At 44.5% G+C, this 14,289-nt stretch carries 12 protein-coding genes; 6 read left to right on the forward strand and 6 right to left on the reverse strand.

Annotated elements, in window-relative coordinates:
• The first annotated feature begins 2 nt into the window (after window positions 1-2).
• From AACQ42_RS14605 to xni, 4 genes are all read left to right on the forward strand, one after another.
• On the forward strand, window positions 3-2,270 hold the full coding sequence (locus AACQ42_RS14605) for a tetratricopeptide repeat protein (RefSeq protein ID WP_094166372.1): 2,268 nt from the start codon (window positions 3-5) through the stop codon (window positions 2,268-2,270).
• Between the two features lie 109 nt (window positions 2,271-2,379).
• Window positions 2,380-3,936: a GGDEF domain-containing protein gene (locus tag AACQ42_RS14610; RefSeq protein WP_064624685.1), complete on the forward strand. Its 1,557-nt coding sequence runs from the start codon at window positions 2,380-2,382 to the stop codon at window positions 3,934-3,936.
• 301 nt (window positions 3,937-4,237) lie between these two features.
• A complete protein-coding gene (ppnN, locus tag AACQ42_RS14615; protein WP_017044198.1) occupies window positions 4,238-5,605 on the forward strand; it encodes a nucleotide 5'-monophosphate nucleosidase PpnN in 1,368 nt (455 codons plus the stop codon).
• 118 nt (window positions 5,606-5,723) lie between these two features.
• Window positions 5,724-6,512, forward strand: a complete 789-nt coding sequence (xni, locus tag AACQ42_RS14620) for a flap endonuclease Xni (protein WP_094166373.1) — start codon at window positions 5,724-5,726, stop codon at window positions 6,510-6,512.
• A 44-nt stretch (window positions 6,513-6,556) separates the two neighbouring features.
• Here the strand turns inward: xni and rlmM are convergent, their stop codons facing one another.
• From rlmM to pomA, 6 genes are all read right to left on the reverse strand, one after another.
• Window positions 6,557-7,648, reverse strand: coding sequence for a 23S rRNA (cytidine(2498)-2'-O)-methyltransferase RlmM (gene rlmM / locus AACQ42_RS14625; protein ID WP_094166374.1), 1,092 nt, complete (start codon window positions 7,646-7,648; stop codon window positions 6,557-6,559).
• Window positions 7,645-8,043: a DUF423 domain-containing protein gene (locus AACQ42_RS14630; protein WP_013857395.1), complete on the reverse strand. Its 399-nt coding sequence runs from the start codon at window positions 8,041-8,043 to the stop codon at window positions 7,645-7,647. Before AACQ42_RS14630 ends, rlmM begins: the two co-directional genes overlap by 4 nt.
• Complete coding sequence (locus tag AACQ42_RS14635; RefSeq protein WP_026027676.1) at window positions 8,033-8,944, reverse strand: transcriptional regulator GcvA; 912 nt, start codon at window positions 8,942-8,944, stop codon at window positions 8,033-8,035. Before AACQ42_RS14635 ends, AACQ42_RS14630 begins: the two co-directional genes overlap by 11 nt.
• Before the next feature lie 376 nt (window positions 8,945-9,320).
• Window positions 9,321-10,769, reverse strand: a complete 1,449-nt coding sequence (gene thiI / locus AACQ42_RS14640; RefSeq protein ID WP_026028114.1) for a tRNA uracil 4-sulfurtransferase ThiI — start codon at window positions 10,767-10,769, stop codon at window positions 9,321-9,323.
• Between the two features lie 162 nt (window positions 10,770-10,931).
• A complete protein-coding gene (locus AACQ42_RS14645) occupies window positions 10,932-11,876 on the reverse strand; it encodes a flagellar motor protein MotB (RefSeq protein ID WP_017044193.1) in 945 nt (314 codons plus the stop codon).
• A gap of 11 nt (window positions 11,877-11,887) precedes the next feature.
• Entirely contained in the window at window positions 11,888-12,652 is a 765-nt protein-coding gene (gene pomA / locus AACQ42_RS14650) for a flagellar motor protein PomA (RefSeq protein ID WP_013857399.1), read from the reverse strand.
• 353 nt (window positions 12,653-13,005) lie between these two features.
• Between pomA and xseB the strand changes: the two genes are divergently transcribed.
• Window positions 13,006-13,248 carry an exodeoxyribonuclease VII small subunit gene (gene xseB, locus AACQ42_RS14655; protein ID WP_094166407.1) on the forward strand — a complete coding sequence of 81 codons (243 nt, stop codon included), beginning with the start codon at window positions 13,006-13,008 and terminating at the stop codon, window positions 13,246-13,248.
• A gap of 148 nt (window positions 13,249-13,396) precedes the next feature.
• A complete protein-coding gene (gene ispA, locus AACQ42_RS14660) occupies window positions 13,397-14,281 on the forward strand; it encodes a (2E,6E)-farnesyl diphosphate synthase (protein ID WP_013857402.1) in 885 nt (294 codons plus the stop codon).
• Window positions 14,282-14,289: the final 8 nt, after the last annotated feature.

Below are 14,289 nucleotides of genomic sequence, written 5' to 3' on the forward strand. Positions count from 1 at the left end.
GGATGATCAACGTGCGCTGGACACTTTTGCTCAGTTTAACTCTGGCTCTGTTTTCATTGGCTTCACAAGCCACTATCTACTCGTCGCCAATGTTAAATGAAGCCAATGGGTTGATTGATATCTCACCGAATCAAGCCAAAGCCCTAGCCACTGAGTATCTGACTCAGCGCAAGTTGGCCGAAAAATCAGAAAAATCATCATCAGTGATGGCGCGCGATGAAAGCGACAGTCGGATTCGAACACCGGGCAGCAGCGTTGATGCGTTAAAGATTTTAGCCAAAGCAGAGTTCCAGTTGCACAATATGGATGCCGCACTGGCCGCATTAAAACTTGCTGAAGAGCTCACGCAACACTATCAATTGCCTTATTTAGCCACGGATGTACAAATACTCAAAACTCGTCTAATTTGGCTCAATAATAATGATGCAAGCGCCGCTCGGCAGGCGCTACGCGCGATCAGCATTCAATATGATGCCATCAAAAATGCGGATCAAGTGGCAAAAGGTCTCGATTATAAAATTACCCTGCTCAAAGCAGAAATTGCCTCAAAAGCCAATGATATCGAACTGGCCAATAAGCTTTTTGCTGACCTAAAGCCTTACATTGATTCGATCTCCTCACCGAAAACCGTGATTGAATATCAGATTGTTATTGGTCAACATTTTCTCACTCATGGCTTTTACAATCGTGCTTTATCTGAGTTGCTAGTTGCCTACTGGGGCGCGATTGAAAACAACTCAAGCGCCCTACTCGCTAAAACTAATACCTTGCTGGCTCAGCTTTTTTTTGAAAGAAAAGTGCTCGATAAGGCTTTAGAGCATTTGTCTCAAGCCGCCGATTTTTATGACGGCTATAACAAGTCGCCAGCCTTGGCTGATGTATTGCAACGTATGGGCGATGTCTATTACCAGCAAGGTAAATACAATCTAGCGCTCGTTCACTACTTCAACGTGATCGATCACGAAACGAGCCGCAATGATCTGGAAAAAATCATTGAAGTGCGTATTAGTTTGGCAGCGACCTACCTTAATCTCTATAACTACCCATTAACTGACCAATATCTCACTCGCGCTGAAGACTTGCTTGAGCTGAAAGATTATCCTCGTTTAAAGGCACAGGCTTATTTACTGCATTCAGGATTAGCCTTTCACCAAAAGCAAGCCGATGTGGTCATCAGCAACGCTCAACATGCTTTAAGCGTTGCTAAAACGATGCAAGATGAAGAGATTGAAGAGCATGCCTATCGGTTACTGGCCTTGGGTTATGAGCAAAACGGTCAGTACGCACAGGCCTTAGAGAACATAAAACGCAGCAATGCACTATCGCAAATACGCCAAGAAAAACTCAACCAAATCAGTGAAGATGCTTTTCGTCAACAAAAAGAGTTTGTAGAACAAACCTTACATCTGGTCGGGCAAGAAAAAGCGCTGCTCAAAACTCAAGAAGAGTATAATAAGTTCAAAAAGATCGCCTTTATTCTGTTTATCATCTCCATTATTTTATTTTTACTGCTACTGCGTAGAGGCTACCTTATCCAGTTGCAAAATGAAGAAATCGATGAACTCAACAGCACGCTCTTTACCCATTCTCGCTCTCGCTTACGTAACCTGCGCATGCTCAATGCTAAGCTTCCTTCAGCGATGCAAAAAAGCAGCCGTCATTTTGAGCCGTGGTATATTGGTGAACTCATCCACGAGCCACTGAGTGATCGCCTCCGCTTTGTGATGATTGATATTCCCTTTCTGCGCAACATGTACTTAGAACATGGCTATTCAGCTGGCTTAGAATTGGAGCATCAATTTGGTCAGTTTTTAAAATCGAAAATCAAAGAACCGAATCGGATTTATCACTTTTCAGATTCCAATCTGCTCTATATCGAACCGAATGCCGATCGCAATACACCGCCTGAAATCGCATTCGATCAAATTCAGCAATGGATAGATGAATTTCAACCTGAACGTCGCTTAAACCGTACAATACGGATGGGCATCGCCGACTACCCATTTTTGCCAAGAGCTTATATGGCGATTAATGATAAAGAGCTGCTCGATATTCTGCTGATGGCAACCAACACGGCTCGTGAGCTAAGTATGAGAGAAGAAGCAAGCCATTGGGTCTACTTAAAAGCGATTGATAACGCTCCAGCCGCTAGTTTTGCCTCCAACAATATTCGCAAATCATGCAAGCACGCCATCAATCAAGGGTTGATAAAAGTGCATTCTTCTTATAAGAATGAGGAGAGCATCAAAAAACTCCTAAAAGATGGGTAATTACTCGGCATTCAATGTGTTAAAGCAGTGACGTGGGCAATTAATTTGTTATTATCGATAAATCAATTAATAGGATCCTAACGATCCTCGCAGTTTAGTTTAGTTGTACATGGGCGCTCTCGAACAGGATATTCAAACACAGTTACAGCAGCTGAAAACTCAGTTGGAACAGGTTCGTTTGACACACAGGGACACTTCGTTCAAATTTAAACGAGAACATACTGTCCTAAAACGGATCGTCGCATCATTAAGCTTGGCGTGTCAGGGTAATGATCATCAGCTAAATATTAATTTATCGGATCTTCGTGAAGCTCTAGAGCAACAAAAAGATGTAAGCACGCTCATACCTCGCTTAGCCGTATTGGAGCGCATGTTGAAGCAACAAACTTTGGTTATGGAAAAAGAAAACTCTCATTTGGACTCTCAAATCAAACATTGTGGGGAAACATTACTTCGCGTTGCTGGCCTACCCGCCAAACTTAAGCGTGATTTGCGTGATCTGCTCAGTTTTTCAGAAGCTCAGCCTAAAGCCGAACAAGCGATTCAACTGCTTGGGATTTATGAACGTGCAATCAAAATAATAACAGCGAACCCGAATACGGCCATCAGCGAGCTGCATGTCGCGGATAGAGAGCTATTGACCAAGCTATCCGATGAACTGCAACACCTGATCACTGAATTGGATTTTGAAGGTGAATCAGGGGAACTACTGGTAGATATTCGTGCCAAGCTGTTGATTGGCGTATCGACATCAACGCTCTTAGAGTTGACGTTAGAGATTCTAAAACTGGTGATTGATGGCACCAACAGTGAGCGCAAAACATCTGAGAAGTTTTTAGAACAGGTCAACTCATCACTCACAAAACACATTAAAAGTAGCACTCACAACGCAGACCAAAGCCAGAGTTACTTTGAACATCGCCAAGAGATGAATGCTGAACTCGCCGCTTTGATTACCCAAAGCCAAACTCTAATCAAAGATTCTGTGGCGATTGACGATCTTAAGCTCTCCGTTTCACCTATATTATGCGAAATGGCGTCACTTTCTGAACGCTTAAGTCATGCAGAGCAACGCGAGCAGGCACTGATTGAACGCTTAAATTATGGCAAAAATCAAATGGAAGCTCTGTTCGAACTCACCCAAGATTATCGCCGTCGATTGGAAGATCAGTCTCAGCGCTTGCTGCTTGATCCACTGACAAAAGTCTATAATCGCACCGCCTTTAATGACCACCTTGAGCTGGAATACCGGCGCTGGATAAGAGCTCAACACACTTTCCGAATCGTAATCTTTGATATTGATAAGTTCAAAACTATCAACGATAGCTTTGGCTATACGGCAGGTGATAAAGCCCTTAAAATTATTGCCCGCACCATATCCAAAGAAGCATCCGATACGGATACCGTGGCACGTTTCTCTGGTGAAGAATTTATTATTTTACTTCCCGATCAAGAAGATAATCACTGTTTCAAGCTAGTACAAAATATTCAACGTAATGTGTCTAAACTGCCTTTCAAGTTCAGAGACAAGAGTATTACGATTACACTTTCAGCCGCGAGTACCTGTTTTAAAGACTCCGATACACCAGAGGAAGTACTTGAACGTTTACGCCGCTCGTTACTAGAAGCCAAAAGTTTCGGCCCTAACCAAGTGGTTTGGAAATAAACACAAGTCCAGATCGGATGTAGACAAAAGAAACCCATTCAAATCGCGGCCTTAACTGGTCGCTATTTGAACAAAACCAAACTAAAGCGTGCTTAACATCACACTCTGCTTGCATAAACATTTCCTAACAATCGAGAAAAGAACTAGATTGATACTGTAATTTCAATCAGTTATGTCGTCCTATCGCACATCCGCCACTAAACGAACCATGACCTATACTCCATACTAAGCGGGTATATATAAAAACCAACTTTAGTCGTAGCGTGGACATTTTCCTTACTTCTCAACTAAGGAGGCCAGTATGATTACTCATATCAGCCCTACAGGCAGCATGGATCTGCTTTCTCAACTTGAAGTTGAGCGTCTAAAAAAGACCGCGTCGAGCGATCTATATCAACTGTATCGCAACTGCACTTTGGCGGTACTTAACTCTGGTAGCCATACGGATAACTCAAAAGAACTTCTTGAAAAATATAAATCTTTTGATGTCACTGTCATGCGCCGTGAACGCGGTATCAAGCTAGAGCTGACGAATCCACCAGAACATGCCTTTGTTGATGGGCAGATCATTAAAGGAATTCAAGAACATCTGTTTTCGGTCCTACGCGATATCGTTTATGTCAACATGCATCTGGCGGATAATCAGCGCCTAAATCTTACCAATGCCATTCACATCACCAACTTAGTGTTTGGTATTTTGCGTAATGCCAGTGCCTTGGTTCCCGGTCTTGAACCTAACTTAGTGGTTTGTTGGGGTGGACACTCTATCAACCCTACTGAGTACCAATATACGCGGGAAGTGGGCCATGAACTGGGCTTGCGTGAACTGAACATTTGTACAGGCTGCGGACCAGGCGCTATGGAAGGGCCAATGAAAGGAGCCGCCATTGGACACGCTAAACAGCGCTATACCGCACAACGCTATCTTGGCTTAACAGAACCATCGATCATTGCCGCCGAGCCACCGAATCCGATTGTGAACGAACTGGTGATTATGCCGGATATTGAAAAACGGCTAGAAGCTTTTGTGCGAATGGCGCACGGCATCATTATTTTCCCCGGTGGAGCAGGTACAGCGGAAGAACTGCTGTACATTTTGGGTATCATGATGCACCCAGATAACGCAAGCCAACCAATGCCAATTGTACTGACTGGTCCAAAAGAGAGCGAAGCCTACTTCCGTTCAATCGACACATTCATTGCCGAAACATTAGGTGAAAAAGCACGCCAGCATTATCAAATCGTCATTGATGATCCAGAAAAAGCGGCGCGTATCATGAGCCAAGCGATGCCGCTGGTTCGTCAGCATCGTAAAGATAGTGGTGATGCTTATAGTTTCAACTGGTCCCTCAAAATCGAGCCTGAGTTCCAACTGCCTTTTGAACCGACTCACGACAGTATGGCCAACTTGGATTTACACCTAAACCAAAAACCAGAAGTACTCGCTGCTAACTTGCGTCGCGCCTTCTCTGGCATTGTCGCTGGTAATGTGAAAGCGGAAGGCATTCGAGAAATTGAACGTCACGGCCCATTCATCATTGATGGCGATGCCCAATTGATGAAAAAAATGGATCTATTGCTAAAAGACTTCGTTGCACAACACCGAATGAAGCTACCGGGTGGCAGTGCTTATGAACCTTGCTATAAAATTGCAACCAATAACCATTAACCATTAACCATTAACCATTAACCATTAAAGGCAAAAATAACTTATGCCGGGGATGAGTGGCAATATTAAGTGAGATCATTACAATAAGGGCTTATTAAGCCCTTATTTTTTGGTCGTTATGTCTTTACACCTTGTCATCATTGATGCTTTGAATTTGATCCGTCGGGTGCACTCCGCACAACCCGATCCTAACGATAATATAGCAAGAACCATAGAGACAACCTCGCGCACCTTGCACCGTATCATCAATGAAGCTCAACCGACCCACATCATCGCCGTGTTTGATCATCACTTACAAGACCGGGGCTGGAGAGCACAACTTCTACCGACTTATAAGCAGAACCGGAAGCCGATGCCAGAAGCACTGCAACTTGGCTTAGACGCCATTCAGCAAGCATGGTGGGAATTAGGGATTGATTCACTGCTCTCGGAAGGTGATGAAGCCGATGATTTGGTGGCCACCTTAGCCACGAAAGTGGCAAGCCACGGTGAAAAAGTAACGATCGTTTCAACCGATAAAGGCTATTGCCAACTGCTCTCCCCCACTTTACAAATTCGTGACTACTTTCAACATCGTTGGTTAGATCAACCCTTTATTGAACAGGAATTTGGCGTAAAGCCGAGCCAATTAACCGATTTTTGGGGATTAACGGGCATCAGTTCAAGCCAAGTTCCCGGCATTGCCGGCATTGGTCCAAAAGCAGCAAAAGAGATATTAACGCAATTTCCCGACATAGAAGCGGCCTACGCCAGTGCTGATTTGGCCAAGAAATACCGTAAAAAATTTGATGAGCAGATCGATATGGCGCGAGTCTGCAAACACATTGCCACACTAAAGACCGATATAGAGCTCGGTTTTAATTTGCAAGACATTCGCTTTTCAGCGCAAGTACCGCGTCCAGAATAGCAAAACGCTCCTAGATAGGAGCGTTAAATTAAATTATCGAACCGTTAATGCGGAGAGATGTTCGACAAGCATTGGACATGCACTGTGATCTCTTCACGATCATGATACAAATGCTTTGCCTGCATGCGGAACTTTACATCATTTTTAATCAGAAAAACTTTCATATTTTCAATATCTTGTAAAACTTCATCATAGCGCCCTTTCATTGGCAGCTTTAAGTTGAAGATGGCTTCTTTCGCCCAACCCTTGAGGATCCACTGCCCCATTAAATGCGCAACACGAGCTGGCTTTTCAATCATGTCACACACAATCCAAGTCACGTTCTTGCGTGGCGGCTCAAATTTAAAACCATCCTCGGCATGGTGTTTCACTTGTCCTGTGTCCATCAAACTTTCAGCCATTAGACCGTTGTCGATAGCATGAACAAACATCGAACGCTTCACCAGTTGGTAAGTCCAGCCCCCCGGGCATGCGCCCAAGTCTACCGCCCACATTCCCGGAGCCAAACGTTCATCCCACTCTTCACGAGGAATAAACACATGGAAAGCCTCTTCCAACTTCAGTGTGGAACGACTTGGCGCATCGGCTGGGAATTTCAAACGAGGAATACCCATGAAAAAAGGCGAGTTATTGTTGGTGTACGAATACCCGACGAAGCAGTGGCCGGGTTGAATAAAGCAGACATGTAGCACAGGTCTCTTCGCCGACTCTTTGTTAGACAAAATCCCCTTGCCACGTAACGCTTGACGCAATGGCACGGTAAACTTACGACAAAATTTGAGCAACTCTTTCGCTTCATTGGTATCTGGCGTCTCAATGCGAATGTCACCACAACGCGGAAAACCCTCAAGTTCGGCGAGTTCAGATAAGATAGGCGAAATACGATCATCTTTAGGTAAATCGCTAAATTCCGCCGCTACCGCAAACATCTGACGAGCAAAAATAAGCGATTGGAAATCGATCTCTTTAACCAACTTATCAGCATCACCGGCCTGATAGCACTCAAACAAAACATAACCCGTATTGTTTTTCAAACGAGGAAAACCAAAAACCTCTAGCTTAGTCGCTTTATCTTGGATCTCTCCGGCACACTCTTTTTCAAAGCCTGCACGACAATAGAGCATTACGTGTTTCACTGGTCCACCTCTTGAATATTAAGTGCTGCATAGCCAAACACTCCCCACCCTAGCATAAAGAACACGCCACCAAATGGCGTGATCGGGCCAAACCACTTGATGCCCGTGAGTGCTAAAGCGTAAAGACTGCCGCTAAAACAAAGGACGCCGATGATAAAGCAAATTGCCGCAATGAAAAAATATTTTTGTGCTTTCGATCCCAAACGACAACGCAGCAAAATACCACACGCTAATATGGCTAAAGCGTGAATCGATTGGTACTGCACTCCCGTTTCAAACACCGAAAGCAAGTAAGGGGTTAAATACGCTTTTAGGCCGTGCGCCGCAAAAGCTCCTAGAGCGACACCAACGCCCGCCATAAAAGCCGCGATAGTGAGCAATAACTTACTCTTCATCTAACAATACCTCTTGTTCACGTCTGGCTTTTTTGAGCATCCAATCACGGAAAGTAGCGATGCGCCCCATATCGGCCTGCTTCTCGTGACAGACCACATAGAAAGCATTTTTAGTCATCAGCACTTCATCAAAAGGCGCAATCAAGCGACCCGCTTCCAGCTCTGGCTGAGCTAGCACGTTATTCCCCAGTGCGATACCTTGCCCATGCGCCGCCGCTTGCAGCACCATGGTCGAATGGCTAAAGATGGGGCCGTGGTTGACATTCACCCCTTCAAGATCGTTCTCTTTGGCAAACTGTTTCCAATCTTTACGTGAAGTATCGTGTAGCAGCGTATGGCGTGTTAGATCGTCCAGTGTTTCTAAAGGCTTAGGGCCTAACAGCAGTGAAGGAGAACAAAGCGGGATCAAAAACTCTTGATACAACTTATCCGCGCGTAAACCAGGCCAGTTACCTCGCCCATAATAAATCGCCACATCCACATCATCGGTTAACGACCCTTCATCCATATCAACCGCTTTGATACGCACATCAATATCCGGCTCTTGCTGGTTAAAATCGGCCAGACGCGGCACGAGCCACTGAATCGCAAAACTCGGCGGTAAACTAATGGTTAATGCCCCTTTCTCACTGCGCTCGAGTACCTTATCGGTGGCTTCAGAGAGTGCGGTGAAGATATCTTTAATGTCGAGAAAGTAACTTTGCCCTTCTTCTGTCAATAGCAGAGAACGATTACGACGGCGAAATAGCTTTAACCCTAAAAATTCCTCTAACGCTTTGATTTGATGACTAACTGCGGCTTGTGTCACAAATAGCTCTTCCGCAGCGCGAGTAAAACTCAGCTGGCGAGCTGCCGCTTCAAACACTTTCAGCGAGTTTAATGGTGGCAATCTTCTGGACATAGGTACACTCAAAAATTAGATTAGTTTTTTTAATCTGAAACATTATAAATTGTCCATTGCCGAGCGGCTAGAGAAATTCTATATTTCACCCCGCAACAAGGCCTGAACGGCTTGATTCAGTTATGAATCAATTGGCTTTTGTTGCGATGTTGTGTTTGCAAACTCGTATTTCGAGTGAGGTAGAATTCTACCATCCTGTTTTGTGCAGTTATCCCCTGCACCAAAACATATACTTCCTGTATTTATTGTTTGACCTGTCTGTCAAATTCTTTAGCACCGCCCTTGGGCGGTGTTTTTTTATGTCTGTGATTAAGTCGGAGCCATAAAAAAACCGCTCACGAAAACGTGAGCGGTCGATTCTGTATCGAGATAACGATTAAGGTCGATATACCTTGATGTTGTTAAAGCCTTGCTCTTTCAAATACAGAGCTTGAAGCCGGCTCATCACACCGCGCGCACAATATAAGAGATATGTTTTCGATTGATCCAAATCGCCAAACTGAGTCGATAGCTTGTAGAAAGGTAAGTGTTTCACTTCCACTCCTTCAATCAGCAGTGGCTTATCATCTTCCTCATCTGGGCTACGAATATCAAGTACCACCGCATCTTTTTCGATAGCGGTCACTTGTTCAACTTCAGGTGCTTGCTCTTGGCTCTCTTTTTCAATATCACGAATATCCATTTGACGAGCGTTGTAAACAACGTGCTCTAGGATTGAGAAATCAAACTTCGCCTCTTCGGCTTCTAATTTCGCTTTCACCGCTTTAACTGTTGGGCTTTTTGAAATAACCCCACAGTATTCTGGCATCGTTTTGGCAAAATCTTCTGTTCCAATCTCGCGCGCCACTTTAATAATCTCTTCTTTGTCCCAGTTGATGAGAGGACGCAAAATTAGAGTATCTGTCACACCATCAATATGACGAAGATTAGTTAGAGTTTGGCTCGAAACTTGACCCAACGCTTCTCCGGTCACTAAAGCTTCAATATTTAACTTATGAGCTATCATGCCTGCGGCGCGCATAAACATACGTTTTAACACCACACCCATTTGGCCATCGTCTACTTTTTCTAAGATTTCAGCCACCACAGGCTCGAAATCGACCGAGATAAAACGCACTTTGGCTGAAGAACCGTATTTATTCCACAAATAATGGGCCACTTGCTTTACACCAATTTCATGCGCAGGGCCGCCTAAATTGAAGAAGCAATAATGCACTTTTGAGCCACGTTTGATGTGTAAATAGCTTGATACACCCGAGTCAAAACCACCAGAAATCAAACTCAATAAATCTTCTTGAGTGCCAAGAGGGAAACCACCTAAGCCTTTATAACGGGCAATCACTTGATTGAGCAATTCATCGGCTATTTCAATATTGATGGTAACGTCCGGGTTTTTAAGTTGAACTTTTGCACTCTCAACTGCTTGGTTTAAACCACCACCAACATAACGCTCAACATCGATTGAGGTAAAATCATGCTTTCCTCGACGCTTAGCACGCACAACAAAAGTTTTTCCTTCGATGTTATTACGGCTGAGCGCTAACACTTGCTCGTAAATGTCATGCATATCCTTAAACTCAGATTGCTGCACTTCGAGCACTTGCTGGATGCCAGGAGTATGAGTCAGAATTTCAAGGACTTCTTGATAGTATTGGTCACTTTGCGCAGCCACTTCAATGTGATCGCGACGGTTAAATACCGCGACCGACTCTGTTCTTCGTTTGATGATATTACGAATATTGGACTCTAAAATTTTTGTAAAGCGCTTGCGTACTGAGTCACTTTTAACAAAAATTTCCGGATGGGGCTTAACAATAAATTTCATAGTTCTATTCGCAATCTGATTGGGCAACGTGGTGAATCAATGGGTCGCATTCTACTTGCTACTGATACACCGCTAAGGGCGCAGGATTATACACGAGGTCATAACCATAAAAAAGACGAGCCTTAGCGCTCGTCTATGTGTTTTTGCATAATCCAACGTAACTTACTGAACGGATGGAACTTCATCACTGTACAGCGGTTCACCTTGCATGATACTGATTTCTACTCGGCGGTTGCGTGAACGTTCACTTTCCGTATCGTTAGAGCCGACTGGGTCGGTATCGGCCATACCACGCACCCTGAGTCGTTGATGAGAAAACCCACGAACCTTTTCCATCTCTTGCGCCACAGAAACCGCTCGTTGAGCCGAAAGATCCCAGTTTGAGCGATACAATTCAGAATCGACACTTTGATTGTCGGTATGGCCAGAAATACGCACAATGCCCGGCACATCTTTAACCAGATCGGCAATTTGACGAACCAATGGACGAAACTTAGGTTGTAGAAATGCAGAACCTTCGGGAAACGCACCTTTTTCACGAATACGGATCACCAATTGCTGACCTAAGTTTTCAACTTCAATAGCGCCTTGTTCGATTTCTCTTGCTAACGCTTTTTTGATGTCCTGTTCAACAATTTCCATCTCTTGCGACATAGATTCTGCTTGCTGTTGTTGCATTTCCGATTGAGTATTTTGATTATTCTGCGTTGAAGTTTCAGGGGATTGCCCCCCCGTCAATTGACCTTCTTCACGCTGAACACCACCCGCTCGATCTGAATCCCCTTCTTGAAACTCAAGTGTCTGCTGCGTGATATCAATGGTTTGTTGCATGATGACATCAATCGGTGTCGGTTCGGGGCGGCCTGGGCGAAACTCTTGTGCAATGATGCTTGTCCCTTTAGGAATGTCTTTCACTTCCAAACGATTTTGCACACCAAAAGCAAACTTCATCGAGCCCGCTATCTGTTTAAACTTCAGTACGTCCATCTCGGAAAAAGAGAGCAGTAGTACGAAGAAACACATCAACAGCGACATTAAATCGGCAAAGGTTCCCATCCACAACGGCAAGCCGGGAGGTGGGCATTTACAGCCTTCTTCATCATCCATTACAGGCTCCGTTATTCGCTATCAACATCTAAAACACGCTTGCCTTCATTGAGGTAGTTTTTCAGATAACTATCAATGACCCGTGGGTTTTGTCCATCCTGAATGGCCAGAACGCCATCCATGATTAAACGACGGTTAAGCTTTTCTTGATCTCGGCGCAAAGCAAGTTTGTCTGCAATCGGGAAAAAAATCATGTTCGAGAGAACAGCGCCATACAAGGTAGTTAATAAGGCAACGGCCATGGCGGGGCCAATTGATTTGGGGTCATCCATGTTAGACAGCATGGCAACCAAGCCCACCAAAGTACCGATCATGCCCATCGCTGGCGCTACGTCACCAAAAGCACGAAATACGCCAGTTCCCTGTGAATGACGCTCATCAGTCAATACAATGTCTTTTTGCAACGCAGAACGCACCACGTCAGCATCATGGCCATCCACCAGCAAATCGATCCCCTTTTGCATGAAGCTATTGGTAATTTCCATCTCTTCTAATGCAAGAAAACCACCTTTCCGCGCCGCATCAGCCATTTCTACAATTTTCGCGATCAAATCTTCAGGTTCATCGGATTTGAACATAAATGCCTTACCTGCCACCTTGGCTGCACCGAAGAATTGTCCCATCGTGAACTTCATCAATACAACAAACATTGACCCACCCACTACGATCAAGATGGATGTGACGTCGAAGAACATCATTAGGCTTCCGCCTAAAATCATCGCCATGATAACGAAAGCGAGGCCTCCGATCAGGCCTATCAGCGTTGCTAAATCCACAAAGCACTCCTCATGCTGCTTACCCGCGATAATGAGTTTAAACTCGTTATCGGCAATAGATTCAAATCTTTAAGTAAATTATTGGATCATACCGAAATTCTCTCTATTCAGTTTATACCTAAACTGAGCAAAGATGCACTGTTGCCAGCACACTGATATGGTCAAGATTCTGAGTCACCGTCACTATTTCAGTAAATATCGGCCTGGTTGCTAAGTATCGTATTATTATTTTTATTATTTGTGATAGTGACAGTTCCAAAAGAGGGACTTTTCAGACAAAAATCGTTGGTTAAATTTGACCATCACTACGCCCTAAGGTAACTTTCGTGCATATTTACCAAGATAAAAAGATTATGGCGAGCAAGAAACCTGAAAATATGCCCTTCGAAGCGACAATCGAAGAACTTGATAGCTTAGTGGAACAGCTAGAAAATGGCGATTTAGCCTTAGATGATGCGCTAAAAAAATTCGAGCGCGGAATATCCCTTGCTCGTGCTGGACAAAGTAAGTTAAGTGAAGCGGAGCAGCGAGTCAGTATTTTGCTCAGTGCGAGCGATGACGCGCCACTCTCTGACTTTACTGAACTACCTGAGTAATAGGCACGTATTACTGATACATACTTATTACTGACTCATATTTATCGATCTCATCGCTCGCTATGTGACTTGAACCTGTCAATTAAGTCACAGGGAAACGGTCGATCGTAACCTAGTAGATACCACAACTTAGTAGAAAGAGTGTCCTATGATTGAGGCTCTGAGCTCCTATCAGCAAAGAAATATTGACCAATTAAACCTTTGGTTAGGCCGTTTACCGCACCAAAAACAACCGTTGATTGACGCGATGCGCTACGGTTTGTTACTTGGCGGCAAAAGAGCTCGACCTTATTTGGTGTATATCACAGGGCAAATGCTTGGTTGTACGCCAGATGAACTCGATACCCCAGCCTGCGCAATAGAATGTATTCATGCTTACTCATTGATCCACGATGACCTTCCCGCGATGGACGACGATGAATTGCGTCGCGGTAAAGCCACTTGTCACATCGAATTTGACGAAGCCATCGCGATTTTAGCGGGCGATGCCCTGCAAACACTGGCCTTTACTATTTTGGCAGAAGGTCAACTCGCCGAACATGCGCAAGTCAACCGCATTAAGATGGTTCAAATGTTGGCTCAAGCTTCCGGTGCTCAAGGTATGTGTATAGGGCAAGCGTTGGATCTGCAAGCGGAAAATCGTCTGGTTTCAGTGCAGGAATTAGAAGAGATCCATCGCAATAAAACAGGAGCCTTGATGCGTTGTGCAATCCGTTTAGGTGCGCTTGCGGCTGGTGAAAAAGGGCTTGCGGTACTACCACAATTGGATCGCTATGCCGATGCCGTTGGTCTCGCATTCCAAGTTCAAGATGATATTTTGGATATCGTTAGCGATACCGAGACATTAGGTAAACCTCAAGGCTCGGATCAACAACTCAATAAAAGTACCTACCCAGCGCTGCTAGGGTTACAAGGTGCTATTGATAAAGCACAAAGTCTGTTACAGGAAGCTCTTCAAGCCTTGGAAGCAATACCCTACAATACAGAATCACTCGAAGAGTTCGCCCGATACGTCGTCGAGCGCAAGAACTAAACTATAAG

The sequence above is a fragment of the Vibrio sp. V12_P9A6T4 genome (assembly GCF_963874835.1).
Lineage (GTDB): Bacteria > Pseudomonadota > Gammaproteobacteria > Enterobacterales > Vibrionaceae > Vibrio > Vibrio anguillarum.

What these genes read in the sequence shown, in the direction of transcription:
- xni (WP_094166373.1), top strand. Translation starts at nt 5,724, where the DNA reads ATGTCTTTACACCTTGTCATCATTGATGCTTTGAATTTGATCCGTCGG.
- ppnN (WP_017044198.1), top strand. Translation starts at nt 4,238, where the DNA reads ATGATTACTCATATCAGCCCTACAGGCAGCATGGATCTGCTTTCTCAA.
- ispA (WP_013857402.1), top strand. Translation starts at nt 13,397, where the DNA reads ATGATTGAGGCTCTGAGCTCCTATCAGCAAAGAAATATTGACCAATTA.
- xseB (WP_094166407.1), top strand. Translation starts at nt 13,006, where the DNA reads ATGGCGAGCAAGAAACCTGAAAATATGCCCTTCGAAGCGACAATCGAA.
- AACQ42_RS14645 (WP_017044193.1), bottom strand. Translation starts at nt 11,876, where the DNA reads ATGGATGATGAAGAAGGCTGTAAATGCCCACCTCCCGGCTTGCCGTTG.
- AACQ42_RS14635 (WP_026027676.1), bottom strand. Translation starts at nt 8,944, where the DNA reads ATGTCCAGAAGATTGCCACCATTAAACTCGCTGAAAGTGTTTGAAGCG.
- AACQ42_RS14605 (WP_094166372.1), top strand. Translation starts at nt 3, where the DNA reads ATGATCAACGTGCGCTGGACACTTTTGCTCAGTTTAACTCTGGCTCTG.
- thiI (WP_026028114.1), bottom strand. Translation starts at nt 10,769, where the DNA reads ATGAAATTTATTGTTAAGCCCCATCCGGAAATTTTTGTTAAAAGTGAC.
- AACQ42_RS14630 (WP_013857395.1), bottom strand. Translation starts at nt 8,043, where the DNA reads ATGAAGAGTAAGTTATTGCTCACTATCGCGGCTTTTATGGCGGGCGTT.
- AACQ42_RS14610 (WP_064624685.1), top strand. Translation starts at nt 2,380, where the DNA reads ATGGGCGCTCTCGAACAGGATATTCAAACACAGTTACAGCAGCTGAAA.